The organism is Marinactinospora endophytica (genome assembly GCF_054780875.1).
The window spans coordinates 340905-367886 of sequence record NZ_BAAGVM010000003.1; the positions used below are offsets into that span (position 1 = coordinate 340905).

Below are 26982 nucleotides of genomic sequence, written 5' to 3' on the forward strand. Positions count from 1 at the left end.
AACGCACGTGTTCGAGGGAGCCTGGCTGCGAATCCCTCCGCTGGTCAGCGTTTCCCGGCGGAGCCCCCACCTCCACTCCTAGCATTCCGAATCGGAGGTGGGGAGGGTTGAAGAAGGAGTTCGGCGAGCTCGAATCCGCGATCATGGACGCACTGTGGCGGGCCGATCGTCCGCTCGTCGTGCGCGAGGTGCGCGAACGCATGACCTATGACCGCGAGGTCGCCTACACGACCGTGATGACGGTGGCCAACATCCTGTACCACAAGGGCCTGCTGGACCGCGAGAAGTCCGGCAGGGCCTGGCGGTACCGGCCCAGGGAGACACGCGAGGAGCACACCGCGCGTGTCATGAGCGAGGTGCTCAGGTCCAGCGGCGACCGCGGCGTCACCATGCTCCGCTTCATCGAGCGTTTCAGCGACGAGGAGATGGCCCGCCTGCACGACGTCCTCCACCAGGTGCGCGTACGCAGGGGCATCGCCTCCTGACCCCCGAGCCCGGGCGTCGCAGGGGCCGCCGCCCGCGCCCCGGGGCGCGGGCCCCGGCCGGTCTATGCTGGCGTGTCGTGGACGAACCCCTTGTCACGCGCCTACGGGACTTCGGCGAGACGATCTTCGCCGAGATGACCCGGCTGGCCACCGAGACCGACGCCATCAACCTGGGGCAGGGCTTCCCCGACACCGACGGGCCAGCGTCCCTGCTCCACGACGCCGCCCAGCACATCCTCGGCGGCGTCAACCAGTACCCGCCGGGTCCGGGACGCCCCGAACTGCGCGCCGCGGTCGCCGCCGCGCGGGCCGAGTCCCACGGCCTGGACTACGACCCGGCCACCGAGGTCTACGTCACCGTCGGCGCCACGGCCGGCATCGCCGCCGCCGTGCTCGGCCTGGTCGAGCCGGGGGACGAGGTGATCGTCTTCGAGCCGATGTACGACTCCTATCCGGCCGTCATCGCGATGGCCGGGGGCGTCCGGCGGCCGGTCACCCTCCGTCCCACAGGCCAGGCAGGTGCCGCGCGGTTCACCTTCGATCCGCAGGAACTGCGTGCCGCGGTGGGACCGCGCACCCGGATGATCCTGGTGAACTCCCCGCACAACCCCACCGGCACGGTGTTCTCCCCCGAGGAGCTCGCCGTCATCGCCGAGGTCTGCCGGGAGCACGACCTCCTCGCGCTCACCGACGAGGTCTACGAGCACCTGACCTTCGACGGGGTCGCCCATGTTCCGTTGGCCACCCTGCCCGGCATGCGCGAGCGGACCGTGGCGGTCTCGTCGGTGGGCAAGACCTTCTCGGTCACCGGGTGGAAGACCGGGTGGGTCATGGGACCGGCACCGCTCGTCCGCGCGGTGAGCACCGTCAACCAGTTCCTCACCTTCACCGCCAATGGGGCGCTCCAGCTCGCGGTGGCCGAGGCGCTGCGTTCCGAGATGGCCTGGGTGGCGGCCCAGCGTGACGCGCTCCAGGCCAAGCGCGACCGGCTCTCCGAGGGGCTGCGCGCGGCCGGCTTCGAGGTCATGCGCCCCCAGGGCACCTACTTCGTCATGGCCGACATCCGCCCGCTCGGCTTCACCGACGGCATCGAGCTGGCCCGGACGCTGCCCCGCGCCGCGGGGGTCGCGGCCGTACCGGCCCAGGTCTTCTACGACCGTGCGGAGGAGGGGCGCCACCTGGTCCGCTTCGCCTTCTGTAAACGAGACGAGGTCCTGGACGAGGCGGTCACCCGGCTGTCCCGGTTGTCCAAGGGCTGACCCGTGGCACTCCCGGACGGACGGACCGGCCGTTCGCGGTGACCTCGCCGCGGCGCGGCCGCGACGGGCCGGATAGCGTGCCACCCACCGCGCAACCCGCGGGCAGGCACGACGAAAGGCGGACCGCAGTGACCACGACCATGCCCGACGACCTCCTGCGCGTCGCGGAGGAGGCCAAGGGGTTCATGCCCACCGAGGAGGGGCTCGCCCTGTACGAGACGGCGTTGTCCTACGCGCGGCTCGGGCCGGTCCTGGAGATCGGCACCTACTGCGGCAAGTCCACCGTCTACCTCGGGGCCGCGGCCCGCGCGGTCGGTGGCACCGTCGTCACCGTCGACCACCACCACGGCTCGGAGGAGCACCAGGTGGGGTGGGAGTACCACGACCCGTCGATGGTCGACTCGGTCACCGGCCGGCTCGACACGCTGGGAACGTTCCGCCGGACCATGGCCGCCGCCGACCTGGAGGACCAGGTGATCGCGGTCGTGGGCCGTTCCGCCGACGTCGCCCGGCTGTGGAACGCCCCGCTGGGCATGTTGTTCATCGACGGCGGTCACACCGAGGAGGCCGCCCAGGCCGACTACACCGGGTGGAGCGGCCACGTCGCCCCGGGGGGCGCGCTGGTCATCCACGACGTCTTCCCCGATCCCGCCGACGGGGGGCGCCCGCCCTACAACATCTACCGACGCGCCCTTGACTCCGGGGACTTCGTCGAGATCCGCGCGCAGGGTTCGCTGCGTGTCCTGGAACGCCGGACCTGACCGGCGTCGCCGGGAGCGGCGCGGATATCCAACCGTGACGTCGGTGTGACGAAACGGGTGGGGACGCCCGGGAAAGTGAAGGAGGAGGTGAAAGGGGCTGTCCCGGTGCCGGGAGATCCCGGTGGAACGTGTTCCCATCCTGTGGCCGCAGGCCGTGAAGCGGCCACGGCCGGGTATCGTGTTTCGGAGGGTTTCGGCGAATCCCCCGCTGCGCCGAACCGACTCCCATTCTTTCTGTGAACCAGACCGGCCCGCGTTCGCGTCATACGCCTGTAAACGCTTATAGCGCCGCGCAGTGGGCGATTGAGGACACCAGGGGGCGAAGAACTGAGCGAAAGCACCTACGGCGACGGGGAAACCGAACCTCGCCCCGAATCTGATACGCCCGAAACCGGCAACTCTCCTGCGACGAGCGACGTGGATTCCAACAAGCCTGACCCCAGCGAACGCCCTGACGGCGACGGTCCGGACAGCCGTCCGGACAGCCCCGACACCTCCGTGACCCCCGAGTCCGACGAGGCTCCCTCGCGTCCGGAGGGCACCGACCCGAAGGACACCGAGGCAGAGCCCGAAGCCGAGTCCGCGGACCCGAAGGAGACCGACGGGACCGAGCGCGACGAGCCGACCGCGGACGACGCGGCCGACCGGGCCGAGGAGAAGACCGCGGCGGACGACGCCCAGCGCTCCTCCGACGACGCCGCGGCCGATGCCGGCGGCTTCGACTGGTTCACCGGGGGCAAGGAGGACGACGCGCGCGCCCGGGACACGGAGTCCGAGGACGCCGACGGCGATGACGCGGCCTCCTCCGTCTACTCGGGCGAGAGCGCCTTCAAGGACAGCGGCAGCTTCTTCCGCGACGGGGTGGCGCGCAACCTCGCCGAACAGTACGGCCTGGAGTTCGCCGGCGGCTCGACCGCCGACGGCCCCGAAGCCGACGAGGCCCCCGCCGAACCCCGGGACCTCGCGGGGTCCGCCGACTCCGTCGAGTCCGCCGCGAAGGCGGACTCCGACACGGAGCAGGAGTCCTCCGCCGATCGGGACGACACCGTGGGCGAGCGCGCCGACGAGCCCAACTGGGATCCCGAGGGGACCGCGGAGTTCCGTCCGGTCTTCGATGACGATGACGAGGACGAGGACGTTCCCGCGGGTGGCGTGGGTGCGTCGGGTCGTGCCGGTGGTGCTTCGGAGGCGGACGGGGAGGACGCGGAGGCGTCCACCCGGATGTGGGATCCCGAGGGGACCGCGGAGTTCCGTCCGGTCTTCGATGACGATGACGAGGACGAGGACGTTCCCGCGGGTGGCGTGGGTGCGTCGGGTCGTGCCGGTGGTGCTTCGGAGGCGGACGGGGAGGACGCGGAGGCGTCCACCCGGGCGTGGGATCCCGAGGGGACCGCGGCCTTCACCCCGGTCTTCGACGACGACGAGGACGACGAGAAGACCACCGAGAGCCCGGCCCACGGCGCAGCGTCCTCCCCCCACGACGACACGGAGCGCGACACCCCCGCCCCGGCCGACCCCGGTACCGAGGCGCTGGGCACCGCGGCCGTCGCGGCCGCCGGGGCCGTGGCGGGAGCCGGTGTCGTGGGCGGCGCGATCGGGGCCCAGCAGGGCGCCGGCACGGGCGGTTCCGGGACGCCGTCGGGAGAGACCTCCCACTCCGCGGCCTCCGGCGGCGCAGACCCGCAGGGGCCGGCACCGACGGGCGACGCGAAGGGCAAGGCCAAGAAGGCCAAGAAGAAGGCGCAGAAGAAGCAGCGGCCGCTGTGGTGGCGGATCACCCGTGGCGGGCTCATCGCCGCGGGCATCCTCCTCGTCCTTGGCGTCGCCGGCTTCGGCGTCGCCTACGCGACCATCCCGGTTCCCGACGCCACCCAGGAGAGCGCCACCAACCAGGGCTCGACGTTCTACTACTCCGACGGCGAGACGGTGTTCGCCGAGCGGGGCGTCGACCGTGACCCGGTGCCGTTGGAGGAAGTGCCCGAAGAGGTCCAGAACGCGATCCTCGCAGCAGAGGACCGCGGCTTTTGGACCGAGCCCGGCGTCTCGCTCACCGGAACGCTGCGCGCCGCCTGGTCGACCTTCACCGGTCAGCAGGTCCAGGGCGGTTCGACCATCACCCAGCAGATGGTCCGCAACTACTACGAGGGACTGAGCCAGGAGCAGACCTACTCCCGCAAGTTCAAGGAGATCATCATCTCCCTGAAGGTGGACCGCTCCCAGAGCAAGGAGTGGATCCTCGAGCAGTACCTCAACACCATCTACTTCGGCCGTAACGCCTACGGCATCCAGGCCGCCGCGCAGGCCTACTACCACAAGGACGTCGGGGAGCTGACCCCCGACGAGGCGGCCCTGCTCGCCGCGGCCATCCAGCAGCCCACCAAGTTCGGCCTGTCCGACAGCGAGACCACGCCGGAGATGGAGGAGCGCTGGCGCTACGTCGTCGACGGTCTGGTCCAGATGGAGAGCATCACCCCGGCCCAGGCCGATCAGTACCGTTTCCCCAAGCCCGAGAAGACGGTCCCCCAGGAGGGGGTCGACCTCAGCGGCTACAAGGGATACATGCTCCAGCAGGCGATGAAGGAACTGGAGCAGCTCGGCTACACCGAGGACAACATCAACCGCGGTGGCTACAAGATCACCACGACGTTCGACAAGGACCTCATGGAGGCCGCCCAGGAGGCGGTCGAGGAGAACGTCGACGTCGAGCAGATGGCCGACGACGTCCGCATCGGCCTGAGCGCGGTCGACCCCGCCACCGGTGAGGTGGTCGCGTTCTACGGCGGCGCCGACTACATGCAGAACCAGTACGACAGCGCCTTCCTGGGCACCGCCCAGGTCGGGTCGTCCTTCAAGCCCTACGTCCTCGCGGCGGCGCTCAAGAACGACATGGGGCTCAACACCGTCGTGGACGGCAGCGGTCCGCAGACCATCGCCGGCAGCCGGGTCCAAAACGCGGGTAACGCGCCCGGCGGCCCGATGAACCTCATCGAGGCCACCCGGGTCTCCAACAACCTCGGCTACATCGACCTCGCCCAGCGCGTCGGCCTGGAGGAGGTCGCCCAGACCGCTTACGAGATGGGGATCCCCGAGGGGAGCCTGGACGACCACCTGGTCCCGGTCATGCCGCTGGGCGTCAACGACACCACGCCCACCGTCCAGGCCGGCGCCTACGCCACCTTCGCCAACGGCGGCGAGCACGTCGAGACCCACGTGATCCGCTCCATCCTCAACGTCGACGGCGAGGAGGAGCGTCCCGAGGTCGAGCGCAACCGGGTCCTCAGCGAGGAACAGGCCGCCGACGCCACCTACGCCATGCAGAACGTGGTCAACGCCGGCACCGGCCGCAACGCCGCGATCTCGCGGCCCGCGGCGGGCAAGACCGGGACGACGGACAACAACGTGGCGGCCTGGTTCGTGGGCTACACCCCGAAGCTCGCCACGGCGGCCACCGCCTACAACACCAACAAGCAGACGACCATCGTCCCCGGCTGGGGTGTGGCCACCAGTGACGGCGTGCCGTCGGCGATCTGGCGTTCCTTCATGGAGAAGGCCGCCGACACCGCCTACGGCGAGTACGCGGAGTTCCCCTCCCCGGCCTTCGGCGGAAGCTCCCAGAACTACGCGCCCCAGGTGCCGTCCGAGCCGCAGTCCGAGGAGACGGGCGGCTACGAGGAGGCTCCTCCGGTCGAGGAGGACCTGCCCCAGAACCCGGCCCCCGACACCGGTGTCGAAATCCCCGACGGCGGGGCCACGGGCGCCCCGGTCGACCCGGGCACGGATCCGGGCGGCGACCCGGGAGGCGTGGATCCGGGCGGCGACCCGGGGGGCACGGACCCGGGTGGTGATCCGGGGGGCACGGATCCGGGCGGCGACCCCGGCACGGGCTTCCCGGGCGGTGGCGGCATGGCCCCCACCGGGTGAGAGGAAGCCACAGACGGCCGAGGGGCCGGGGAGCACACGCTCCCCGGCCCCTCGGCCGTTTCCGGAACGGGCCGGCCGCGGGGTCAGCCCCCGGTCGTCGGACAGCCGCAGGAGGCCGGGTCCACCGCCGCGGAGCCCTCCCCGGCCGTGTCGGTGAACACCCTGGCGCCGGGGGTCGCCTCGCACAGCGCGTCGGTGGCCAGGATGACCGCCGCGGCCGTCCAGGTGCTGCGCTCCACCGGCCAGTTGACCTGTTCGGCGAACTGGTACCCGGTCCAGTAGGCGCCGTCGTCGGGGTCGCGCAGGTGCTGGATGTCGGCCAGCAGCGCGGCGCCCCGGTCGGTCTCGCCCATCGCGGCCAGCGCCAGGACCAGCTCCGAGGTCTCGGCGCCGGTGACCCAGGGCTGATCGCTCACGCAACGGATGCCCAGCCCTGGCACGACGAAGGTGTCCCAGCGCTGGGCCAGGCGCTCCTTCGCCGCCGCGTCGCGCACCGCCCCGCCCAGGATCGGGTAGTACCAGTCCATCGAGTAGCGGCCGCGGTCGGCGAAGAACGGCTCGTGTTCGGCGATGAGATGGGCCAGGCGGGCGGCGGCGTGGTCCCATTCGGGCCGCGGCCGTCCCAGGCGCACGGCAAGGCGGGACGCGCAGCGCAGCGCCTGGTGGATGCTGGCGCACGCGGTGAGCAGCGCGTGGTCGCCGGGGCTGCCGTCGGGGTCGCGCGCCCACAGGATCTCGCCGCGCCCGCCGCGCAGGCCCAGCACGAACCCGATGGCGTCGCGTACCACCGGCCACATCCGCTCGGCGAACGCCTCATCCTCGCTGATCAGGAGGTGGTGCCAGACACCGACCGCCAGGTAGGCGGCGTGGTTGGCCTCGCGGAGGGGGTTGACGACCCGCCCCCCGCCGTACTTGGCCGGCCACGACCCGTCGGCGTCCTGCACGGAGGCCAGCCAGTCGTAGGCGCGCTCCGCGGCCTCCAGGTGCCCGGTGGCCGACAGCGCCATCGCGCACTCCACGTGGTCCCAGGGGTCCAGGTGGCCACCGGGAAACCAGGGGATCGCCCCGGACCGCTCCTGGGTGGTGAGCAGGTAGCGCGCCGTGCGGGCGATGTCGTCGGCGCTGAGGACGCCGGGCAGCTCTGGCAGCTCGCGTGAGGTCATTCGGCGTTTCCGGCGCCGGTCGGCTTGCGGAGGTAGACGACCACGCTCTTGCCGATGAGAGGGTTGAGGAGCCGCTCGGTGACGCGGGTCGCCTTCGGCGCCTTGAGGATGTCCCAGACGAGGAGACGGTGGTAGGCCCGGACCAACGGGTGATCGTCGTCGCCGGTGCCCACGGCGCACTTGATCCACCAGTAGGGCGAGTGGAGGGCGTGCGCGTGGTGGTGCGGACCGATCTCGAAGCCGGTGGCCTTGAGCTTGGCCTCCAGCTCGGTGCGCGTGTAGATCCGGATGTGGCCGCCCTCGTTGGTGTGGTACTCCTCCGACAGCGCCCAGCAGATGCGTTCGGGCAGCCAGCTGGGGACGGTGACGGCGGCGATCCCGCCCGGCTTGAGCACCCGGTACAGCTCGGCCATCGCGGCGGTGTCGTGCGGGATGTGCTCGAAGATCTCGGCGGCGATGACCCGGTCGAAGGAGGCGTCCTCGAACGGCATGTCCAGCGCGTCGCCCTTGACGGTCTCGGCCGAGGCGTCGTGGGGGGCCTCGCCCTCGGCGCGCATGGCCGCGAACATCGTCGCGACGTCGGCGAGGTCGTTCTCGTTCTGGTCGAACGCCACCACGTCGCTGCCGCGGCGGTAGACCTCGAAGGCGTGCCGTCCGCCACCGCAGCCCAGGTCCAGCACGCGGTGGCCGGGACCGACGGGGAAGAGGGAGAAGTCGACGGTGATCAGTGGGGGCTCCTTCGAATCGTCTGCGTGGTCTACAGCCGGGGGCCGAGGCCGCTCGGTCGGGCCTGGGCGGCCTCGACGGCCGCGGCGTAACGGCGCGCGGTGGCCTCGGCGACCGCGCGCCAGGTGAAGCGTTCCTGCACCCGCTGCCAGGCGGCCTCGCCCATGCGGGCGCGTTCGGCGTCGTCGTCGAGGAGGGCGCCGACCGCCGCCGCGAGCTCCTCGGGGTCGCCGGGGGTGATGAGCCGGCCGGCGCGGCCGTCCTCGCCGACGACCTCGGGCAACGCCCCCGCCCGGCTGGCGACGAGCGGGGTGGCACAGGCCATGGCCTCCACCGCGGGCAGGGAGAAGCCCTCGTAGAGCGAGGGGATGACGGCGACCTGGGCGGCGGCGATCAGCCGGGCCAGTTCGGTGTCGTCGAGCCCGCTGACGAAGGTGACCCGGTCGCGCAGCGACAGTTCGTCGACGAGCCGGTCGGTGTCCCCGCCGGGCCGGGGACGGCTGACGATGGTCAGGGAGACGTCGCGTTCGGTGGCGAGCTTGGCCGCCGCGCGCAGCAGGGTCGAGACGCCCTTGAGGGGGCTGTCGGCGCTGGCCACGCAGACGATCCTGCCGGGGACCCGGGGCACCTCCGGCCGCGGGTGGAAGAAGCGGGTGTCCACGCCGAGGGGGACGACCTCGATGTCGGCGCGGCGCACGCCGAACTCGCGGGCGACGTCGTCGGCCGAGGAGCGCGAGGGCACGAGGATCGGCCGGAGCCGGCGGGCCACCCGCGCCTGCATGCCCACGAAGCCGTACCAGCGGCGTTTGGACAGCCGGGTCCAGCCCTCCGCCTGTTCCAGCTCGATGCGCCGGTCGATCGAGATGGGGTGGTGGATCGTGGTGACCAGGGGGAAGCCCGCCGACCGCAGGCCGAGCAGGCCGTAGCCGAGGGTCTGGTTGTCGTGGACGACGTCGAACTCGCCGCGGCGGCGGCGTAGCTCGCGCAGCGCCCGGAGCGAGAAGGTGAGGGGTTCGGGGAAGCCCGCGGTCCACATCGTGGTGACTTCCAGGGCGTCGATCCAGTCGCGCCACTCCCGCATCGGAGGCGCCTGGAAGGGGGTGGCGTCGTTGTACAGGTCGAGGCTGGGGACCTTCTCCAGCTTCACGCCGTCGTCGAGTTCGGGGTAGGGCTGTCCGGAGAACACGTGGACGTGGTGTCCGAGGGCCGCCAGCTCGCGGGAGAGGTGGCGAACGTAGACTCCCTGCCCGCCGCAGTGCTGCTTGCTGCGGTAGGACAACAGGGCGATGCGCAGGGGACGGTCGTGTTGCGGCATGGCACTAACCCATCGGGGGCGCGGAGGGGCGGGGCGGGGGCGGAGTGGTGGACACCGTCGCGTCCAGTCGGGTCAACGGATCACCTCGTTCGTCACACGCCCCGGACATTACCGGTCAGTTTAATACCTGACTTTTCCGGGCGAATTTACGGTGACGCCCTTTGCGGGATGAGAGGTGACGATCGACCGCAAAACTCATTTCCGTCAGCGGTTTTCCGCGGCCGGTCCGATCACCGCACCGGGTCGCGGGCCCGCCATCCCAGCACCCCGTCGGCGCTGCGGGTCACCACGACCGCGCCTCGCCGCTCCAGCACGCGCAGGTGGGCGGAGGTCTCGGCGGCCGCCATCCGGCGGGAGGCCGGGGGCATCAGCGCCCAGTCCCGGCTCCATCCCAGCGCGGCGGCCAGTTCCCACAGGGTCGCCGGCTCGCCGTCGAGCAGGCCCAGCAGGCGGTCCAGGCGCTCCTCGTGATGGGCGGCGATCTCGGCGGCCCGCGTCGCGACGCCCCCGAAGCGCCGTTCGTGCGCGGGCAGGGCCTGGTGGGCGTCGAGTCCGCGGAGCCGGTCCAGCGAGTCGAGGAAGGAGCCGAGGGGGTCGGCGTCGGGGTCGTCGAAGGGGTACAGCCCGATGTGCGGGGTGATCCGGGGCAGCGCGTGGTCCCCGGTGAACAGCCGGCCCGATTCCTCCAGGTGCAGGCAGACGTGGCCCGGGGAGTGGCCGGGCGTCCACACCGTGCGCAACGTCCGCTTCGGCAGGTCGACCAGGTCGCCGTCGGAGAGCTCCCGGTCGGGTTGCGCGGGCGGGTCGACGCGCAGTGCCGGATCGGTGGCGGCGCGCGCCTCGTCCTCGCTCGCGCCCGCGCGACGGAGCCGGGCGCGTTCCTCCTCCCACCGTTGCGCCTCGTGCCGGGTCCGCAGACGGCGGATCACCGCGGCGTCGGCGTGGTGCATCGCGATCCAGGCTCCCGAGGCCTCCCGTACCCGCCCGGCCAGACCGGCGTGGTCGGGGTGGAAGTGGGTGACCACCACCCCGCGCACCTCGGCCACGGAGGTCCCGGCGCGCTCCAGACCCGTGGTGAGCGCCCGCCAGGACTCCTCGTGGTGCCAGCCGGCGTCCACGAGGACCGGTCCGCCCGGCGCCTCCAAGAGGTAGACCAGGGTGTAGCCGAGGGGGTTGCCGGGGATGGGGACGGGGATGCTCCACACGCCGTCGCCGAGGTCCTCGACCGGAGGGATCTCCCGCATGGCCGCCCTTTCCAGAAGGAAACCGAGTCAAATTCTAGAACAGGTTCCGATTCTTCGGTCGACCGGACCTGGACGCCCCTCCGACCTGCGCGGACTCCTCGCAGGCGGGGGCGGGGATTACAATTTCCAGACAGGACGGACCGTTGTGGAGCACCCCCGATCGGACGGTCCGGGACGGCCGGTGCCGCCGTGGACGCGGCCGGACAACGAGGGGGACGGGACACCGTGGTGGTCCAGGCGCCGGCTGGACGGCGCGCGCGCAACCAGAACCAGCGTCGGCGCAGGATCGTGCGCAGCGCGACGGCCCTCACCCTGCGTGGCGGAGTCGAGGCCATGCAGATGCGGACGGTCGCCGAACGCTCCGGGGTCGCCCTGGGCACCCTCTACCGTTACTTCCCGTCGAAGATGGATCTCGTCGTCGCGGTCGTCACCGAGGAGCTCCAGCTCCTGGAGAAGGGGATCGCCCGCAGGCCGCCGACCGCGGAGGACGCCGCGGGCCGGGCGGTGGACGTGCTCATGCGGGCCACGTGCGGTCTCATGCGCGAGCCCGAGCTCGCCGACGCGCTCGTCCGGTCCCTGATCATGGCCGAGGTGAGGACCGACGTGGGGCCGCAGATCACCGACCTGCTGTGGCGGGTGGCCACCCGGGCCGGAGCGGGGGACGGGGGACAGGAGCCCGACCGCGACAGCGACGGCTACGTCCGGGTCGGGGCGTTGGCGAGCGTCTGGGTCTTCGAGCTGCTGGAGATCCTCAAGGGGCATCGCGACATCGACCGGGTGCAGCGCCATCTCGAGGTGGCCGCGGGGCCGTTGCTCGCCGATCTATAGACCATGGCGCCCGGCCCCGGCGTCAACCGCGGGGGCCGAGCAGACCGAGCAGGTCCTCCAGCCAGCGTGACACGAGGTCGTCGGAGCCGTCCTGCCCCTCCTCCGGTCGCCCCGGGGCGTCGGAGGGGGGTTCCGAGGGCTGGGGAGCCCGGGGGAGCGCCTCCCCGGCGGTCCCTCCTCCGCTCGGTGCCGGCTCGGTGCCCCCGCCCGTTGCGGGGAGGGAGGATTCCGGGGCGGGAGAGGTGCCCATGGGGGCGGGGGAGGCGGCCGGGGACACCGGTGGGGGCGCGACCGTGGCGGCGCCGACCGTCACCTCGTCCGCGCCCGCGCCGTTGTTTCCGGGAGCGGGGAGCCGGTCGGGCACCGCGGAGTTCGAGACGCCCGCCGACGATCCGGTGGAGATCCCCGGAGCCGAGGGGGGTGTTCCGGTGACCGTGGTCGGGCCCTCCCCGAGGAGGGTCCCGGCCATCCACAGCGCGAGCGCGATGACGACCGTGCTCAAACCGGCGAAGATCGGGGTGAGCCAGCGCGTTCCGGGTCCCCGCTCCGCCGAGGGGCGTGGCGCGGCGTCGGGGGCGAGCTCGGCGACGGGTTCGGCGGCGTGCCGGCCGGTGACGTCGAAGGTGGTGATGCGGTCCGCGGCGACGGAGGTGGTCTCGTCGGGGCGTTGGGGGGACTCCTCGGGAACGGGCGCGCTCCCGCCGGCCAGGGCGCGGTCACGGTGCAACGGGAATCCGTCGGGGCCGAGGGGGCGCATGAGGGCCGCCGCGCCCCTGCGCTCCTCGGCGCGTCCCACGGCCGTGCAGGCGGCGATGACCCGTTCGCGCAGCCCTTCGGGAGGGCCCGGCGGGACCAGCAGCCTCATCAGGTCGGCGACGTCGACCAGGGCCCACGGTCCGGCGCCGGGCCGCGCGGGGCGGGGGGCGTGCTCGGACAGGACCTCGATGGCCCTGCGGGCGGCGGCCCGGCACAGCTCGCCCGCCGTCTCGGCGTCGAGTCCGAGGATGAGGGCGATCTGCGAGGGGGACAGGCCGTGGCGGAGGTACAGCTCCAGCAGTTCACGGTGGCTGGGCGGGATCCGCAGCATCGTCTCGACCAGTGGGCGCTCGGCTTCGACGGTCGCGAGCCCGGCGTAGGGGGAGACCGGGGCGAAGCCACGCCGCTGACAGGAGGTCCGGGCCAGGGCGAACAGCCAGGGACGCAGCTGGGCGCGGTCGCGCAGCAGCGGCAGCAGTTCCACCGAGGCGACGAGGGCCTCGCGCGTGGCCTCGCCCGGGGCGTCGGGCAGGGCGGTGGAGGAGGGGCCGAGCAGCGACCAGCAGTACCGGTACAGCGGGGGAGCGAACCGGGCGTAGTACTCCCGGTGGCCGCGTCCCTCACGCAGCATGACGGCGAACGGCACGTCGTCCTCGGCGCCGTGCCGGACCGGTCCTCGTCGCGCGGTCACGGTTCCTCCCCCAACCCGTTCACGGCACGCGGCTGCCCACGCGGATCCGTGGGGTGAAACGCCGGAGTTGTCCGACGACGCTAGCCGGGGACAGGCGTTCTGTGCTGCGGGTTCGAGAAGATGTGACGGGAAGGGAAGATGGCCCTTACCTTCGCTACCCGTCCGGGCCCCCTCTCCCCGCCCCGCCGATGCGCCGGTGCCGAGCGGAGAACCGGCACCGGCGCGGGAAGGCCCCTACTCGCCACCGCGCGAGGGGGAGCCGATCGCGATCATCCGCTCGACGGAGGAGCGGGCGCGCGCGGCCACGTCCTCCTCGACGGTGATCTCGGTCGTGCCCTCGCGGAGCGCGGTCAGCAGCTTCTCCGCGGTGATCATCTTCATGTAGTGGCACTCGGCGCGCGGGTTGACCGGCTCGAAGACGGTGTGCGGGTTGGCCGCCCGAAGCTGGTGCAACATCCCGGTCTCGGTCGCGATGAGGACCTTGCCGGCGCTGGTGCGCTCGGCCGCCGTCAGCATGCCGCCGGTGGACAGCACCTTCACCCGCTCCTGGGGAACCGCGCCCGAGCCGACCAGGTACAGCGCCGAGGTGGCGCAGCCGCACTCGGGGTGGACGTAGACCTCGGCGTCGGGCTCGGCGGCGACCCGTTCGCGCAGGGTGTGCCCGTCGATGCCGGCGTGCACGTGGCACTCGCCCATCCAGACGTGGATGTTCTCCCGGCCGGTGACCCGCTTGACGTGCGCGCCGAGGAACTGGTCGGGCAGGAACAGGATCTCCCGGTCCTCGGGGATGGAGCGGATGACGTCCGCGGCGTTGGAGGAGGTGCAGCAGATGTCGGTCTCGGCCTTGACCGCCGCGGTGGTGTTGACGTAGGCGACGACGACCGCGTCGGGATATTGCGCGCGCCAGGCCCGCACGTCCTCGGCCGTGATCGTGTCGGCCAGCGAGCACCCCGCGCCGGGGTCGGGGAGCAGGACGGTCTTGTCCGGCGAGAGGATCTTGGCGGTCTCGGCCATGAAGTGGACGCCGCAGAAGACGATCGTGCTCGCCTCGACCTGGGCCGCCAGGCGCGACAGGGCGAGGGAGTCGCCGGTGTGGTGGGCCACGTCCTGGATCTCGGGACGTTGGTAGTTGTGCGCGAGGATGACCGCGTCGCGCTCCTCGGCCAGTGCGCGGACCTCCTCGGCCCATTCCCGCAGATTCGGTGTGCCCGCCGAAGCGGTGACCGTTGCCATGTCCTTCTTCTTCCGTGAGGTGGAACGCCCGCCGCCGGCGATCGGGCGGTGGCGCGGGTGCGTCGATAGCGCCGCACCTGGTTTTCGTCTTCCAGGCGAAAACTCGACGCAGCTTAACATGGTGAGTCATGAGAGGAACAGGGGTGGCCCAGGGGGAAACGGAAGGACCCGTGGGCGGATCCGCGGTCGTGTCGAGCGCCGCGACCGGTAAGGACGGGGGCGCCGCCCACGAGGTTTTGGCGGTGGTCTTCCAGATCCGCCAGAACCGGCTCTCGGTCCTGCTGTGGTGCCGCGCGCTCCCACCGTTCGAGGGCTGCTGGGCGCTGCCCGGCGGACGACTCGGCGCGACCGAGGGACTGGGCGAATCCGTCCGCCGCCAGCTCGCCCAGAAGGTCGACGTACGCGACCTCAGCCATCTCGAACAGCTCGAGACCAGGGGCGAACCCGGGCGCCACCCCGGTGGCCGCACCCTCGCCACCGCCTACCTCGGCCTGGTGCCGGCCGGCATCGACCCCGTGGTGCCCCACGACACGGCCTGGCACCCCGCCGCGGAACTGCCCTGCATGGCCTTCGACCACGCCGCGATCGTCGGTTCGGCACGGCGCAGGCTGCGCGCGAAGCTGTCCTACACCAACATCGGGTTCGCGCTGGCCCCCCCGGAGTTCACGATGTCGGAGCTGTCGCGCTACTACCGGGCCGCGCTGGGGCACGACGTCGCCGCCACGAACCTGCGCCGCGTGCTGTTGCGGCGCGGCCAGATCGAGGAGACCGGTCGCTCGGTGCCCTCCGGCCGCTCCGGTGGACGCCCCGCCGCGCTCTTCCGCTTCCGGACGCGCAGCCTGGAGATCACCGACGCCTTCGCGGTGCTGCGACCCCCGCAGGGGTGAGGCCCGAAGGCCGGGGCCGCCGGCCCGTCCCCGGCCCCTGTGTTAGCGTCCTTGCCCGTGAACATCCGCAGCGTAGTCCTTGACGTCGGCGAGACCCTGATCGATGAGACCCGGCTGTTCGGGCGGTGGGCCGACAGGCTCGGCGTGCCGCACCTGACCTTCTTCGGCGCCCTGGGGGCCATGGCCGCGGCGGGCCGTCCACTGATCGACGCCTTCCGGCTCGTGCGCCCGGGGTTCGACCTGGAGGCCGAGATCGCGGCCTGGCGCGAGGAGGAGCCCGGCTCGCTGCGCGAGAACTTCGACTCCGAGGACCTGTACCCCGACGTCCGACCCGCGCTGACCGCGCTGCGCGAGGCGGGACTCCAGGTCCTCATCGCCGGCAACCAGCCGGTGCAGGCGGGGCCGGCCCTGGAGGCCATGGGGCTGCCGGTGGACGCGATCCACATCTCCGACGTGTGGGGGGTGGCCAAGCCCGACCCCGCCTTCTTCGCCCGGGTCGCCCAGGAGGCGGGGAACGCCCCCGAGGAGATCCTCTACGTCGGTGACCGCGTCGACAACGACGTGCTCCCGGCCAAGGAGGCGGGCATGTGCGCGGCGCTGCTGCGCCGTGGCCCGTGGGGTTATCTGCACTCGGAGCTGCCCGAGGCCGCGCGCGCCGACGTCATCGTGGACAGCCTGGCCGAGCTCCCCGGCTGGGTCGCGGCGCGACGGTAGTTCCCTACTAATTCGATAGGATAACGATTCGTCCGAATCGTTTTAATCGGTGCGTATCGGGAACGAGCGTCCTCATGACCGATCGGCGGCAGCACCACCAGCCGGAATAGAGGACACGGCCCACACCCATGATCACCTTCGAGGGCGTCACCAAGCGCTACCCCGATGGCACCGTCGCCGTCGACGAACTCTCCCTGGAACTCCCCACCGGACAGACCACCGTCTTCGTCGGCCCCTCCGGCAGCGGGAAGACCACGTCACTGCGCATGATCAACCGGATGGTCGAACCCACCTCCGGACGCATCGCCATCGACGGACAGGACGTTCGCGACCGGGACCCGGCGGTCCTCCGCCGCTCCATCGGCTATGTCATCCAGCAGGCCGGCCTGTTCCCCCACCGCACGGTCCTCGACAACATCGCCACCGTCCCCCTCCTGCTCGGCTGGACCCGGCGGCGCGCCCGCGACCGGGCCCGCGAACTGATGGAGGTCGTCGGCCTCGCCCCAGAACAGGCCAAGCGCTACCCCCACCAGCTTTCCGGCGGCCAACAGCAGCGCGTCGGCGTGGCCCGCGCGCTCGCCGCCGACCCGCCCGTCCTCCTCATGGACGAGCCCTTCAGCGCCGTGGACCCCGTCGTGCGCACCGGGCTCCAAGACGAACTCCTGCGGCTCCAGCAGGAGCTCCGCAAGACCATCGTGTTCGTCACCCACGACATCGACGAGGCCGTCAGGATCGGCGACGCCGTCGCCGTGTTCCGCGCCGGCGGGACCCTCGCCCAGTTCTCCACCCCCGAACGGCTGCTCGCCGAGCCCGCCGACGAGTTCGTCGAGGAGTTCGTCGGCTACGACCGCGGGGTGCGCAGGCTGTCCTTCTTCCCCGCCAGCGACCTCGCGCTGCGCGGCGACACCGTCCTCGCCGCCGAGACGCCCTCCAGCGAGGCCAGCGCCATCGCCCGCGCCCAAGGGGAGCCGTGGCTCCTCGCGGTCGACGCCGCACACCGGCCCATCGGCTGGGCCCGGGCCCTGGACCTGGACCGCGCCGCCCCCGGCAGCACCCTGGGAGACCTCGCCACCGTCGGCTACGGCCACGTCTTCCGGGTCGGCACCGACTCCCTGCGCGCCGCGCTGGACGCCGCCGTGCTCTCCCCGGCCGGACGCGCGGTGGGGGTCGACGAGGACGGCAAGGTCGTCGGCGTGGTCGCCCAGGCCGAGCTCGGTGACGCCCTGTGGGCCGTCGGCACCGACGAGACGCCACCGGCCGGGGCGGTGCGCCCATGAACGGGGCACCGCTGATCGACTGGGACTGGATCACCCGCAACCTCGACGACCCCATCGGGACCCGGCTCCTGGAACACCTCTACCTGTCCTTCGCGCCGCTCCTGCTCGGGCTGCTGCTCGCCCTGCCCCTGGGCATCGCCTGCGCGCGCTGGCGCCCGCTCTACCCGCCGGTGTTCACCGGGGTCAACGTGCTCTACGCGATCCCCTCCATCGCCCTGTTCTTCCTGCTCCTGCCCTACACCGGGTTCAGCGCCTGGACCGCGATCATCCCGCTGGGGCTCTACACGCTGGCGATCCTGGTCCCCAACGTCGTCAGCGGGCTGGCGCAGGTGCCCGACCACGTCCGCCAGGCCGCCGTCGCCATGGGGTTCGGGCCGCTGCGCAGGCTCATCCAGGTGGAGCTGCCCGTCGCCCTGCCCGTGATCGTCGCGGGGCTGCGGATCGCCGCGGTCGCCACCATCAGCATGGTCAGCGTCGCCTCGCTGGTCGGCATCGGCGGACTGGGGCAGCTCATCCTCACCGAGGGGTTCCGCAGGCAGTTCCCCACCCCCATCGTCGTGGGCATCGTGCTGTCGGTCGCCCTGGCCTTCGTGGTGGACGGCCTGCTCGTCCTGGCCCAGCGCGCCCTCACCCCGTGGACACGCGACCGGGACCCGGTGGCACGCGCCCGGCCCCGGACCGTCGGCGCCGCGAAAGGGGGGAACGCGTGAACGTCCTGCTGTGGGTCACCGACTGGTTGTCCGCCCCCGAACAGTGGAGCGGGACGGCGGGCATCCCCGCGCGCTTCGCCGAACACCTCGGCTACTCCGGGCTCGCCCTGCTGCTCTCCGCGCTGATCGCGGTGCCGATCGGGCTGCTCACCGGCCACACCGGGCGGGGCGGCTTCCTCGCCGCCTCCCTCGCCAACGTCGCCCGCGCGCTGCCCACCATCGGGGTGCTGATGCTGGTCGTCCTGGCCGCCGGCATCGGGCTGGTGCCGGTCATGGCCGCCCTGGTCGCGCTCGCCGTGCCACCGATCCTGGTCAACACCTACGAGGGCGTGCGCGGCGTCGACCCCCAGGTGCGCGACGCCGCCCGTGGCATGGGCATGCGCGGCCGTGAGGTGCTGCTCCGGGTCGAACTGCCCGTGGCGCTTCCGCTGATCCTGGTGGGGTTGCGCACCGCGGCCATCCAGGTGGTGTCGACCGCCACCATCGCCGCCTACGTGGGGATCGGCGGACTCGGCCGTTTCATCGTCGACGGTCAGGCCCGCCGCCAGTTCGAGATGGTCGCCGGTGGCGCGCTGCTCGTCGTGGTGATGGCGTTGCTCGTCGCGGCCCTGTTCTACCTGCTGCGCCGTTTCCTGGTGGCCCCCGGCCTGCGGCGCTCTCCCGGCAGCTGAGTCCGACGTTCCCGTCCTCCCGAAAGAGAAGGTGTCCCATGCGTCCTTTGGCCAGGTCGGCCGTTGCCGGTACCGCGCTGCTGCTGCTCACCGCCTGCGGCGGCGGTAGCGACCCCTACGCCGAGGAGGAGGGCGGCTCCGCCTCCGGCGCGCCCTCCGGCGCGGTGGTCGTCGGTTCCGCGGACTTCCCCGAGAGCACCCTGCTCGGCAACATCTACGCCCAGGCGCTGGAGGCCGAGGGGGTCACCGTGGAGACGCGGTTCAACATCGGCAGCCGCGAGGTCTACTACGACCAGATCGAGGCGGGCAACCTGACCGTGTTCCCCGAGTACAACGGCGCCATCCTGTTCCACCTCGACCCCGACGCCGAGTCCGCCGACACCGAGGCGACCAACACCGCGCTGCGGGAGCGGCTGCCCGAGGGACTGGAGATCCTCGACTCCTCCCCGGCGCAGAACAAGGACTCGCTGACCGTCACCCGCGAGACCGCGGAGCGGGAGAACCTGCGGACCATCAGCGACCTCGACGCTGTCGCGGGGGATCTGGTGCTCGGCGGGCCGCCGGAGTTCGAGACCCGGACCCAGGGGGTGGTCGGCCTGCGAGAGGAGTACGGACTGGAGTTCGCGGACTTCCGCTCGCTGGACGTCTCGCTCGTCCCGCAGGCCCTGAGCGACGGCGACGTCCAGATCGCCAACCTGTTCACCACGGACCCGGCGATCGCCACCAACGACTTCGTCGTCTTGGAGGACGACCGCGACCTGTTCGGATCGCAGAACGTCACCCCGCTGGTCCGCGGCGACGCCCTCGACGACACCGCGCGGGCCGCGCTGAACGCGGTGTCGGCCGAGCTCACCACCGAGACCCTCACCGAACTCAACCGTCGGGTCAGCGTCGACCACGAGGACCCCGACGCGGTCGCCGCCGACTGGCTCGCCAGCGTCGGGCTCGCCTGACGCGCGCCGGCCCACGCCCCGGCCGGCCGGTCAGGAGCCGCTCGAAAACGACTCGGCGATCTCGTGCGCGAGGTCGATCCGGTCGGCCGGTTCGGTATCGGTGAGGTAGAGCACCAGCTCGAACAGCTCTCCCTCGGCGTCGATGTGCGCGGTGACCACGGAACCGCGCACGGAGCCGCCCCGGGGGTCGCGGTAGGTGCTGACCAGCCTGGACCAGTCGCCCTCGAGGTCGCGGTCGTCGAGCCGCTCCAGGCTCACCCGCCGATGCTCCTCGAAATTCCGCCGCTGCCACTCCTCGGTCAGCAGCAGACGGTCGAGCGTGTCGCTTCCGGCCGGGGCGGTGCCGTGGTGGAGCACGTAGAGGTACTCTCCCGCTGTGCCCGCGTAGGCCAGGTCGCCTCCCTGCGCTGGTCCTCCCCGAAGGTCCCGGGTCCAGTCCGCGGGGACGGACAGTTCGTACCGCGTCTCCCCGTCCTCGTGGCCGACCCGCTGGAACCCCTCGGGCCCGCCTCCAGCGAACGCGCCGCTCAGTTCCGCGCGCACCTGCGGTACCAGGAACAGCAGGGCCGACAGGAGCAGCGCCCCGGCCCCCGCGATCACGCCGCGCCGTCCACGGAGCCGGCGCGCCGGGAGCGGAGGCGGGACGGGATCGGGCCCGGTGGCGGACGGCACCGCCGGAAGGGCCGCTGACGCCGGCGTCTCCAGCGCCCGCCGCAGTTCCGTGCGGGTCCGGACGATATCGCTGCGCCGTGCGGGCTCCTTGGTGAGCATTCCGGCCAATACGGGGGCCAGGACTCCGGCGTGGGGCATCGGCGGAAGCGGATCGAACAGCACGGCGGCGATCGTGCCGTGCAACGTGGCGTGCTCGAAGGGGGGATGCCCCTCCACCGCGGCGAACAGGGTGGCGCCCAGCCCCCAGACGTCCGCGGCCGCCGTGGCCGGTTCCCCGCGTATCCGCTCCGGTGACATGTAGGACGGGGACCCCAGCAGGGCGTCCTCCCTGGTGATGGCGGGATCTCCGTCGACCAGGGCGATTCCGAAGTCGGTGAGCACGGCCCGGCCCCCCTCCTCCAGGAGCACGTTGGCGGGTTTGACGTCCCGGTGGAGGACCCCGGCCGCGTGCGCGCGCTCCAACGCCTCGATCAGCGACAGACCGATCCGCGCGGCACGTTCGGGGGCCAGCCGGCCCTCGGCCCGTACCGTCTCCTGGAGCGAGAGCCCCTCGACGAGTTCCATGACGATCCACGGATGTCCGCCGTGGGAGACCACGTCGTGGACGGTCACGATCGAGGGGTGGCGCAGCCGGGCCGCGGCCCGCGCCTCGCGCCGGGTGCGCGCGTGCGCCTCGCGGCGCTCGGCCTCGGACAGACCGTCGGGCAGCAGGATCTCCTTCACCGCGACGGGGCGACCGAGCAGCAGGTCATCGGCCCGCCACACTTGTCCCATCCCGCCGCGGCCGAGGCGCCGCGTGAGCCGGTAGCGTCCGGCGACGATGTCCTGTCCGGCTGCGTCGTGCGTCGACATGGGGCCGCTCGCAGGGGGTCGGTGGGCGCCCGCTCTGGCGTGGAGGGCGCTGATGCCGAAACGATAGGACGGCGCTCCGCCCTTTCCAAGGGCGGGAGGCCACGGTCGACGATCCACGGCCGTGACCGGACAGAACGACGCCACCCACCGGCCCCGGTGGCGGTGGGTGGCGCGGAGGCGCGGCGGCGGTCTCACAGGATCGCGGCGAGCACCAATCCGACGGCGATGATTCCCAAGAAGGTGATGAAACCGTCCATGTCACCATTGGACTGCGAAGGTCACCCCAGCGGCACTAGCCGTGACGACGCAACGACATCACGCAGCTGGGGGGAACAAGGTCCTCTCTAGAGAGTTTCGCTCACCCCAGAGCGCGGTACCTGCCCGCGTAGCGGATCAAAGGGGCCTCCCCCAACGCCCCGGCGACGGGTATGGCGGTCACCGCGGCCAGGTAGACGACGTGGTCCCCGGCCGCCACCCGTTCGGTCACCGCGCACTCCAGGGACACCAGCGCCTCGTCGAGGACGAGTGCCCCGCTGTGCTCCCCACGGTGGTGGGGCTCGTTCGCCAGCAGGAGCCGGGCGCTGGGACGTCCCTCGGCCGCGAAGCGGCCGGCGATCGCCCGGTGCCGCTCCCGCAGCACGTTCACGGCGAACCTGCGCTGGCGGTCGATGACCTCGGTGACGTAGCTGGTGGCGGTCACGCTGACCATGACCAGCGGCGGATCCACCGAGATCGAGGCGAAGGCGCTGATCGTGCTGCCGATGTCGTCACGGCCGTCGGCGACGGTCACCACGGTCACCCCGGTGGCGAACCGGGACATCGCCGAGGTGAACTCCGCCTCGGCGACCGTCCCGGTCCCGGGCGCGGGATCGCCGGAGGTCACCGGATCTCCCAGGTGCCCGGCAGCACCAACGGGCCGGCGGCCGGCAGGCCCAGCAGGGCCGACACACCCGCCAACGGCCCCCACGAGCCCAGCCGGATCCGGGTCACCGCGGCCCCGCGGTCCTCGCTGGACTCGGCCGGCACCAGCCGCTCCAACGGGTTGGGACGAGGGAAGGGGCGCAACGGGGTCGTCGAGGGCAGTCCGGCCCGTTCGCGGGCCAGGCGGGCCGCCGTCTCGATCCCGCCGAGCTCGTCGACGAGCCCGTGGGCCGCGGCGTCCGCGCCGGTCCACACCCGTCCCCGGGCGAGCTCGTGGACCTCTTCCCGTGACTTCCCGCGCGCCTCGGCGACCTTGGCGGTGAAATCGTCGTAGATGTGGTCGAGCATCGCGTTCACCCGCTCCCACTCCGAGGCGCTGAACCTGTGGTCGCTGCCGAACATGCCGGCGTGCGCGCCGTAGTCGACGGAGTCGCTGGCGACCCCGACGCGCCGCAACAGCTCCGAGAGCACGACCTTGCCCATGAACACGCCGATGGAGCCGGTGAGGGTTCCCGGCTGGGCGACGATGGTGCCCGCGCCCACCGCGACGAAGTAGCCGCCGGAGGCCGCGAAATCGCCCATCGACACCACCACCGGCTTGCCGGCCTCCTCGGTCAGGCGCACCTCCCGCCGGATGATGTCGGAGGCGACGTAGGAGCCGCCCGGGCTGTCCACCCGGAACACCACCGCCCGCACGTGCGGGTCGCGCCGGGCGGCGCGCAGGGCGGCGGCCACCGTGTCGGAGCCCATGGTGAGCCCGCCGAGGGGAGAACGCCGGCTGCGGCCGGGCTCGATCTGGCCGATGCCGGTGACCAGGGCGACCTGGTCACCCCGCTGCACCGCCGGAACCCGCCCCGCCAGCGACTGCATCCGCTGGTAGCGGGAGACGAACTGGAGGTGGGCGGGTTCGGACCCGGCCCCCGAGAGGGAACCGCGGAAGCGGCCGAGCAGCTCGGCGTAGATCTCGTCGCGGTAGCCGAGTCGGTCGACGAGACCGGCGTCCAGCGCCTCCGCGGCGAGGAACGGTCCGCGTCCCACAAGGGAGCGCACCTCCTCGACGTCGAGGCCGCGCCCTTCGGCGACGGCCTGGACCACCTGCTCGCTCAGCGACTCGACGATCCGGGAACTGGCCTCGCGGTGGGCCTCGGTGAAGCCCCGCTCGGTGAAGGTGTTGAGGGCGGTCTTGTACTCGTGCCGGGCACTCACCTCGTACTCGACGCCGATCTTGTCGGTGGCCTCGCGCACGAACCTGGTGGTCAGGCTGAGCCCGGTGAGCCCGACGGTGCCGGAGGGCAGGAGCACGATCTCCTCGAACGCGCTGGCCAGGTAGTAGGGGACGGTCCCCGGGCCGAAGTCGCCGAAGGACTCGCTCCAGGCCACGGTGGGTTTGCCCGAACGGCGGAAGCGGGCGATCGCCTCGCGTAGTTCCTGGACCCGTCCGAACCCCAGTGGCCGCGAACCGATCCGGGCGACGAGCGCCTTGACCCGGGGGTCGCGCTCCGCCCGGCGCAGGCCCTCGACGACATCGCTCAGCCGCTGCCGGCGCATGGCCACGAACTGGCCGAGCGGGTCGCCGGGTACCTCCTCGGCGAGCTCCTCGGTCAGGTCGAGTTCGAGGACGAGGGGCGCGGTGCGCCGGTGCCGGATCCTGGACACGGGTTCCAACAGCTTCACGACATCCACCATGTCCACAGGCTAGTGGGTGCCCGCGCGGCACGGTGCGGCGCGCGCGGCGGTTTCCGTTCCCGGCCGCGCCCGGCGTCTCACCCCCGCATGGCCCGTACCAGGGAGCCCCGCGCGTCGTCGTTGTCCAGCGACCACAGGCTCAGCCCGCCCAACCCCAGCTCGCGGACGTAGGCGGCCTTGCGCCGGATCAGCTCGGGGTCGTCGTAGCTCCAGAACTCGTCACCGTCGTAGAGCCACAGTGAGCCGTACTCCGAGTCGCGGAAACGCCGTCCGGGCCGCTTGGCGAGCGTCTTGTAGTCCTCATCACCCGGCTCCCAGCGGCCGGGGGCGATGCCCCGCGCCCGTTGGTACAGCCCGTTGCGGCCCGAGGGGACACCGCGCCACCCGCGGCCGAAGCCGGGGACACCGATGAGGAGCTGATGGGGGGCGACGCCCATCTCCAGGTAGTTGACGACGCCGGTGTCCACGCTGAGGCGGTCGGGGGAGGGGTCGTCGGGAGGGGTGTACAGCTGCGAGGCGTGGTTGGTGGTGAGGTCCCAGTCGCCGTTGAAGTCGTACCCCTGCACGATGCCGAAGTCGAGGTGGTCGAACACCTCGGGTTCGATCCCCGCCTCGATCCGGGCGCGGTCGGCGGGCAGGTAGGCGCTCATCTCCACGGTCCGGCCGGTGCGTTCGGTGAACATGTCGAGTCTGCGACGGGTCTCGGCCAGCAACAGGGTGAAGTTGCGGCGGTCCTCGCTGCGCACCACGTTGTGGTCATGGCCGGCCGAGCCGGGCCACTCCCAATCGAAGTCGAGCGCGTCGAAGATGCCGGCCGCCACGCCCGGGCCACCTTGGGGTTCACCGTCCAGGACGGGCAGGTCACCGTCGAAGTAGGTGGAGATCACCGACTCGGCGAAGGCCGTGCGTGACTCGGGGGTCAGCGCCGCGTTCGAGAGGTAACGCGAGGCGTTCCAGCCACCGAACGAGATCCCGATCCGCAGATGGGGATGGCGTTTGCGGAGTTTGCGAAGTTGGTTGAAATTACCGGCCAGGGGTTGGGTGTAGGTGTCGCCGCGTCCGTCGACGCTCTCCCGCGCCGAGAAGCGGCGTTGATAGTCGGCCCAGGCGTCGCCGGTGGCCTCCTCCGTCATGACGCAGCGTCCGCGTTCGTCCAGCTCACCGAAGGCGTAGATGAGATGGGTCAGTTTGGCGGCCTGCCCGCTGGCGTGGACGTCGCGCGGGAAGTAGTGGCGGTCGTAAATGCCCCATTGAGGGAAGTAACCGACGATTCGCACCGGCGTTGTCCTCTCGCGCTGAGCAGAGTGTGGCACGGAACGCCAGATTCGCCCGCTATCGTCGGTGAGGTCAAGCTTCGGGAAGAAGGGAATCGCATGTCTGGCAGGCCCGGACGATCCCGTTTCGCAGCCGCCACGTCGGGGCCCGGGGCGGTGAGCCTGGCCCTGCTCGCGCTCCTGGCGACCGGCTGTGGAAGCGGAGACGAAGGGGCGACACTCGCCTCGACCGAGGGCGGCCCCACTCCGGAGGAGACCTACGCCGGCGCGGTCCCCGCGGCCCAGGCGCCCGCCCCCGAGGGATACGACCCCGTCGAGATCGAGGGAATCCGGATCAACGCCCCCCGGGGCTGGCAGGTCGACCAGGGCGACGGCCAACTGTGCATGCGCCCCCCGGAGCAGGACTCCTGCGGCTACGGCGCGGTCCAGGTCATCCCGCACGTCTCCCAGCGTGACCCCGCCTCCTGGCCGAAGAAGAACGACGCCTTCAACAAGAAGGACGGCTGGGCCGCCGACCCCTCCGCCTGCCGCAGCCTCGCCACGGCCGAAGCCGGAGACGTCGGGATCAAGGACGCCGAGCACCGGGCCGACTTCACCACCCACGCCGACGGCCTGAAATCGAACTTCTCCACCTGGGAGGTCACCTGCGACAACGGTGACACCTTCGGGGTCAAGCTGTGGTTCCTGCCGGTGAGCGACGTCGCGGTCTACGCCTGGAGCGTGGACGCGCGCTACGAGGACGTCTACCTCGAGATCGCCAAGTCGATGGACATCACCGAGTACAAGAAGTGATCCCGGCCGGGTACGCCGGCGGCGTACCCGGCGGACGGCGCGGCCTCCCCGCGCCCTAGAGACGCTCACGCCTGACCGAGCAGAGAAAGGCCGTCCACTCCGGCGTGCCAAAGTACAACGGCGATTGCCAGGGGTTCTTGGAGTCGCGGATGCCGTGGACCCGGGCGGTGGAGGCGACCTCGACGCAGGCCGTCTGGTTGGTGCTGCGACTGGACTTGCGGAAGACGGTGACGGTGGGGGGAGTGATCGCGCCGGCGCTAGGGGCGGATGGACGTTCGAGCCGGGGGGACGGGCGGGGCGCCGGAAACACAGGGGCCATTCCCCCCACCTCTCCTATATTTCACTGATCACTTCCGTCAGAAGTTTGCGCACCATGTCGCCGCCCATTCCGGCCAGGCGCAGTTTGTTGAAGACGGCCTCGTGATCGGCGATGTCGTCGTCGCCGTCGAGAAAGAGGTTGCTGCCGCGCCCCTCCGTGTACACGGTGGTCAGGCCGTAATCCGCGAGCTTGAGAATCATGAAGCTCGGCATCACCAGTCCGATGTGCGCTCCGGCGCTGTAGGGAATGACCTGAAGCGTCAATTTCGGGTGGTCCATGATGTCGAGCAGGTGGCGGAGCTGTTCGCGCATGACCTCGCGGCCTCCGACGAGCTGGTGGAGGGGCGCCTCGCCGAGGATGATCCACAGGTCCGGCCCTCGTTCGGAGAAGGCCCGTTCCTGTCGTTCCCTGCGGACCTTGACCTGTTCGTGCGTCGACTCCTCGGTCCCGTCGGTGCCGCGGATGATCTCCCAGGCGTAGCGTTCGGTCTGGAGTAGTCCCGTGATCACGGTGCTCGAGTAGGCCTCGATCTCGCGCGCGTCGGCCTCCAACCCGATGAAGGTGCCGTAGCGCCGGTCGAGGTCGTAGGACTGCCACCACCCCCGGCGGCCGGCCTGCCGACGGAGTTCGACCAGCGCGGCGATCTCCTCCTCGCCCAGTCCGTAGTGACGGGCGAGCTGCTTGAGCTCCTTTTCCCGGGGAACCCGTTCCGCGGCCTCCCAGCGGCTCACGGTGGAAATGCGCACTTCGAGGATCCGGGACACATCGGTGATGCTCATCTGGTGCGCGGCACGGAGTTCCTTCATCTCCCGGGCGAGTTGCCACAGGGCGACGGTGGGACTGGAGATCGACATCGGGCTGATCCTCACGGG

24 protein-coding genes are annotated in these 26982 nt (G+C 71.8%); 12 read left to right on the forward strand and 12 right to left on the reverse strand.

Going from position 1 to position 26982, the window contains the following annotated elements; translation table 11 throughout:
- Positions 1-143: 143 nt before the first annotated feature.
- From ACYVHU_RS08185 to ACYVHU_RS08200, 4 genes are all read left to right on the forward strand, one after another.
- A complete protein-coding gene (locus ACYVHU_RS08185) occupies positions 144-485 on the forward strand; it encodes a BlaI/MecI/CopY family transcriptional regulator (RefSeq protein WP_235001063.1) in 342 nt (113 codons plus the stop codon).
- A 77-nt stretch (positions 486-562) separates the two neighbouring features.
- Entirely contained in the window at positions 563-1744 is a 1182-nt protein-coding gene (locus tag ACYVHU_RS08190) for a pyridoxal phosphate-dependent aminotransferase (protein ID WP_078762682.1), read from the forward strand.
- Between the two features lie 140 nt (positions 1745-1884).
- A complete protein-coding gene (locus ACYVHU_RS08195; protein WP_498948082.1) occupies positions 1885-2505 on the forward strand; it encodes a class I SAM-dependent methyltransferase in 621 nt (206 codons plus the stop codon).
- Positions 2506-2922: 417 nt separating this feature from the next.
- A complete protein-coding gene (locus ACYVHU_RS08200; RefSeq protein WP_498948020.1) occupies positions 2923-6426 on the forward strand; it encodes a transglycosylase domain-containing protein in 3504 nt (1167 codons plus the stop codon).
- A gap of 83 nt (positions 6427-6509) precedes the next feature.
- Here the strand turns inward: ACYVHU_RS08200 and ACYVHU_RS08205 are convergent, their stop codons facing one another.
- The 4 genes from ACYVHU_RS08205 to ACYVHU_RS08220 form a co-directional block, all read right to left on the reverse strand.
- Complete coding sequence (locus tag ACYVHU_RS08205; RefSeq protein ID WP_432938791.1) at positions 6510-7589, reverse strand: prenyltransferase; 1080 nt, start codon at positions 7587-7589, stop codon at positions 6510-6512.
- Positions 7586-8269 (reverse strand): class I SAM-dependent methyltransferase, encoded by a 684-nt coding sequence (locus tag ACYVHU_RS08210; protein WP_498948022.1) that lies wholly within the window; start codon positions 8267-8269, stop codon positions 7586-7588. The genes ACYVHU_RS08205 and ACYVHU_RS08210 overlap by 4 nt, the downstream gene beginning before the upstream one ends.
- Before the next feature lie 77 nt (positions 8270-8346).
- Entirely contained in the window at positions 8347-9630 is a 1284-nt protein-coding gene (locus ACYVHU_RS08215) for a glycosyltransferase family 4 protein (protein WP_078762684.1), read from the reverse strand.
- 230 nt (positions 9631-9860) lie between these two features.
- A complete protein-coding gene (locus ACYVHU_RS08220) occupies positions 9861-10874 on the reverse strand; it encodes an MBL fold metallo-hydrolase (RefSeq protein WP_432938797.1) in 1014 nt (337 codons plus the stop codon).
- Between the two features lie 225 nt (positions 10875-11099).
- Between ACYVHU_RS08220 and ACYVHU_RS08225 the strand changes: the two genes are divergently transcribed.
- Positions 11100-11702, forward strand: coding sequence for a TetR family transcriptional regulator (locus tag ACYVHU_RS08225; protein ID WP_498948024.1), 603 nt, complete (start codon positions 11100-11102; stop codon positions 11700-11702).
- 22 nt (positions 11703-11724) lie between these two features.
- Here ACYVHU_RS08225 and ACYVHU_RS08230 read toward each other — a convergent pair whose 3' ends face one another.
- Together ACYVHU_RS08230 and nadA are read right to left on the reverse strand one after the other, a co-directional pair.
- Entirely contained in the window at positions 11725-13149 is a 1425-nt protein-coding gene (locus ACYVHU_RS08230; RefSeq protein WP_432938800.1) for an RNA polymerase sigma factor, read from the reverse strand.
- A gap of 234 nt (positions 13150-13383) precedes the next feature.
- On the reverse strand, positions 13384-14382 hold the full coding sequence (gene nadA / locus ACYVHU_RS08235; protein ID WP_235001053.1) for a quinolinate synthase NadA: 999 nt from the start codon (positions 14380-14382) through the stop codon (positions 13384-13386).
- A gap of 170 nt (positions 14383-14552) precedes the next feature.
- Here nadA and ACYVHU_RS08240 point away from each other — a divergent pair, with 170 nt between their 5' ends.
- From ACYVHU_RS08240 to ACYVHU_RS08265, 6 genes are all read left to right on the forward strand, one after another.
- Positions 14553-15269, forward strand: a complete 717-nt coding sequence (locus ACYVHU_RS08240) for an NUDIX hydrolase (RefSeq protein ID WP_078762690.1) — start codon at positions 14553-14555, stop codon at positions 15267-15269.
- Positions 15270-15326: 57 nt separating this feature from the next.
- On the forward strand, positions 15327-15983 hold the full coding sequence (locus tag ACYVHU_RS08245) for an HAD family hydrolase (RefSeq protein WP_200813683.1): 657 nt from the start codon (positions 15327-15329) through the stop codon (positions 15981-15983).
- A gap of 128 nt (positions 15984-16111) precedes the next feature.
- Positions 16112-17260: an ABC transporter ATP-binding protein gene (locus ACYVHU_RS08250; RefSeq protein WP_078762691.1), complete on the forward strand. Its 1149-nt coding sequence runs from the start codon at positions 16112-16114 to the stop codon at positions 17258-17260.
- Positions 17257-17970, forward strand: a complete 714-nt coding sequence (locus ACYVHU_RS08255; RefSeq protein WP_078762692.1) for an ABC transporter permease — start codon at positions 17257-17259, stop codon at positions 17968-17970. The genes ACYVHU_RS08250 and ACYVHU_RS08255 overlap by 4 nt, the downstream gene beginning before the upstream one ends.
- On the forward strand, positions 17967-18641 hold the full coding sequence (locus tag ACYVHU_RS08260) for an ABC transporter permease (RefSeq protein ID WP_078762693.1): 675 nt from the start codon (positions 17967-17969) through the stop codon (positions 18639-18641). Before ACYVHU_RS08255 ends, ACYVHU_RS08260 begins: the two co-directional genes overlap by 4 nt.
- Positions 18642-18679: 38 nt before the next feature.
- Entirely contained in the window at positions 18680-19594 is a 915-nt protein-coding gene (locus ACYVHU_RS08265) for an ABC transporter substrate-binding protein (RefSeq protein WP_078762694.1), read from the forward strand.
- 30 nt (positions 19595-19624) lie between these two features.
- On the opposite strand, the gene ACYVHU_RS08270 is transcribed toward ACYVHU_RS08265, so the two are convergent.
- The 4 genes from ACYVHU_RS08270 to ACYVHU_RS08285 form a co-directional block, all read right to left on the reverse strand.
- Positions 19625-21118, reverse strand: coding sequence for a serine/threonine-protein kinase (locus ACYVHU_RS08270; RefSeq protein WP_078762695.1), 1494 nt, complete (start codon positions 21116-21118; stop codon positions 19625-19627).
- A 358-nt stretch (positions 21119-21476) separates the two neighbouring features.
- The gene (locus ACYVHU_RS08275; protein ID WP_078762834.1) at positions 21477-21938 is read right to left on the reverse strand and encodes a flavin reductase family protein; all 462 of its coding nucleotides are present in this window, start codon (positions 21936-21938) and stop codon (positions 21477-21479) included.
- Between the two features lie 59 nt (positions 21939-21997).
- Positions 21998-23725, reverse strand: coding sequence for a signal peptide peptidase SppA (sppA, locus tag ACYVHU_RS08280; protein WP_078762696.1), 1728 nt, complete (start codon positions 23723-23725; stop codon positions 21998-22000).
- Between the two features lie 77 nt (positions 23726-23802).
- Positions 23803-25002, reverse strand: coding sequence for a glycoside hydrolase family 18 protein (locus tag ACYVHU_RS08285; protein ID WP_078762697.1), 1200 nt, complete (start codon positions 25000-25002; stop codon positions 23803-23805).
- 96 nt (positions 25003-25098) lie between these two features.
- Here ACYVHU_RS08285 and ACYVHU_RS08290 point away from each other — a divergent pair, with 96 nt between their 5' ends.
- Complete coding sequence (locus ACYVHU_RS08290) at positions 25099-25791, forward strand: hypothetical protein (protein ID WP_078762698.1); 693 nt, start codon at positions 25099-25101, stop codon at positions 25789-25791.
- A gap of 55 nt (positions 25792-25846) precedes the next feature.
- Here the strand turns inward: ACYVHU_RS08290 and ACYVHU_RS08295 are convergent, their stop codons facing one another.
- Together ACYVHU_RS08295 and ACYVHU_RS08300 are read right to left on the reverse strand one after the other, a co-directional pair.
- Positions 25847-26110: a DUF397 domain-containing protein gene (locus ACYVHU_RS08295; RefSeq protein ID WP_078762699.1), complete on the reverse strand. Its 264-nt coding sequence runs from the start codon at positions 26108-26110 to the stop codon at positions 25847-25849.
- A gap of 14 nt (positions 26111-26124) precedes the next feature.
- A complete protein-coding gene (locus ACYVHU_RS08300; protein ID WP_144390177.1) occupies positions 26125-26979 on the reverse strand; it encodes a helix-turn-helix domain-containing protein in 855 nt (284 codons plus the stop codon).
- Between the last annotated feature and the right edge of the window lie 3 nt (positions 26980-26982).

Bases quoted from the DNA above. Each gene is read 5' to 3' on its own strand.
- ACYVHU_RS08185 (WP_235001063.1), top strand. From the start codon at position 144: ATGGACGCACTGTGGCGGGCCGATCGTCCGCTCGTCGTGCGCGAGGTG.
- ACYVHU_RS08195 (WP_498948082.1), top strand. From the start codon at position 1,885: ATGCCCGACGACCTCCTGCGCGTCGCGGAGGAGGCCAAGGGGTTCATG.
- ACYVHU_RS08205 (WP_432938791.1), bottom strand. From the start codon at position 7,589: ATGACCTCACGCGAGCTGCCAGAGCTGCCCGGCGTCCTCAGCGCCGAC.
- ACYVHU_RS08215 (WP_078762684.1), bottom strand. From the start codon at position 9,630: ATGCCGCAACACGACCGTCCCCTGCGCATCGCCCTGTTGTCCTACCGC.
- ACYVHU_RS08220 (WP_432938797.1), bottom strand. From the start codon at position 10,874: ATGCGGGAGATCCCTCCGGTCGAGGACCTCGGCGACGGCGTGTGGAGC.
- nadA (WP_235001053.1), bottom strand. From the start codon at position 14,382: ATGGCAACGGTCACCGCTTCGGCGGGCACACCGAATCTGCGGGAATGG.
- ACYVHU_RS08250 (WP_078762691.1), top strand. From the start codon at position 16,112: ATGATCACCTTCGAGGGCGTCACCAAGCGCTACCCCGATGGCACCGTC.
- ACYVHU_RS08255 (WP_078762692.1), top strand. From the start codon at position 17,257: ATGAACGGGGCACCGCTGATCGACTGGGACTGGATCACCCGCAACCTC.
- ACYVHU_RS08265 (WP_078762694.1), top strand. From the start codon at position 18,680: ATGCGTCCTTTGGCCAGGTCGGCCGTTGCCGGTACCGCGCTGCTGCTG.
- ACYVHU_RS08270 (WP_078762695.1), bottom strand. From the start codon at position 21,118: ATGTCGACGCACGACGCAGCCGGACAGGACATCGTCGCCGGACGCTAC.
- ACYVHU_RS08275 (WP_078762834.1), bottom strand. From the start codon at position 21,938: ATGTCCCGGTTCGCCACCGGGGTGACCGTGGTGACCGTCGCCGACGGC.
- sppA (WP_078762696.1), bottom strand. From the start codon at position 23,725: ATGGTGGATGTCGTGAAGCTGTTGGAACCCGTGTCCAGGATCCGGCAC.
- ACYVHU_RS08290 (WP_078762698.1), top strand. From the start codon at position 25,099: ATGTCTGGCAGGCCCGGACGATCCCGTTTCGCAGCCGCCACGTCGGGG.
- ACYVHU_RS08295 (WP_078762699.1), bottom strand. From the start codon at position 26,110: ATGGCCCCTGTGTTTCCGGCGCCCCGCCCGTCCCCCCGGCTCGAACGT.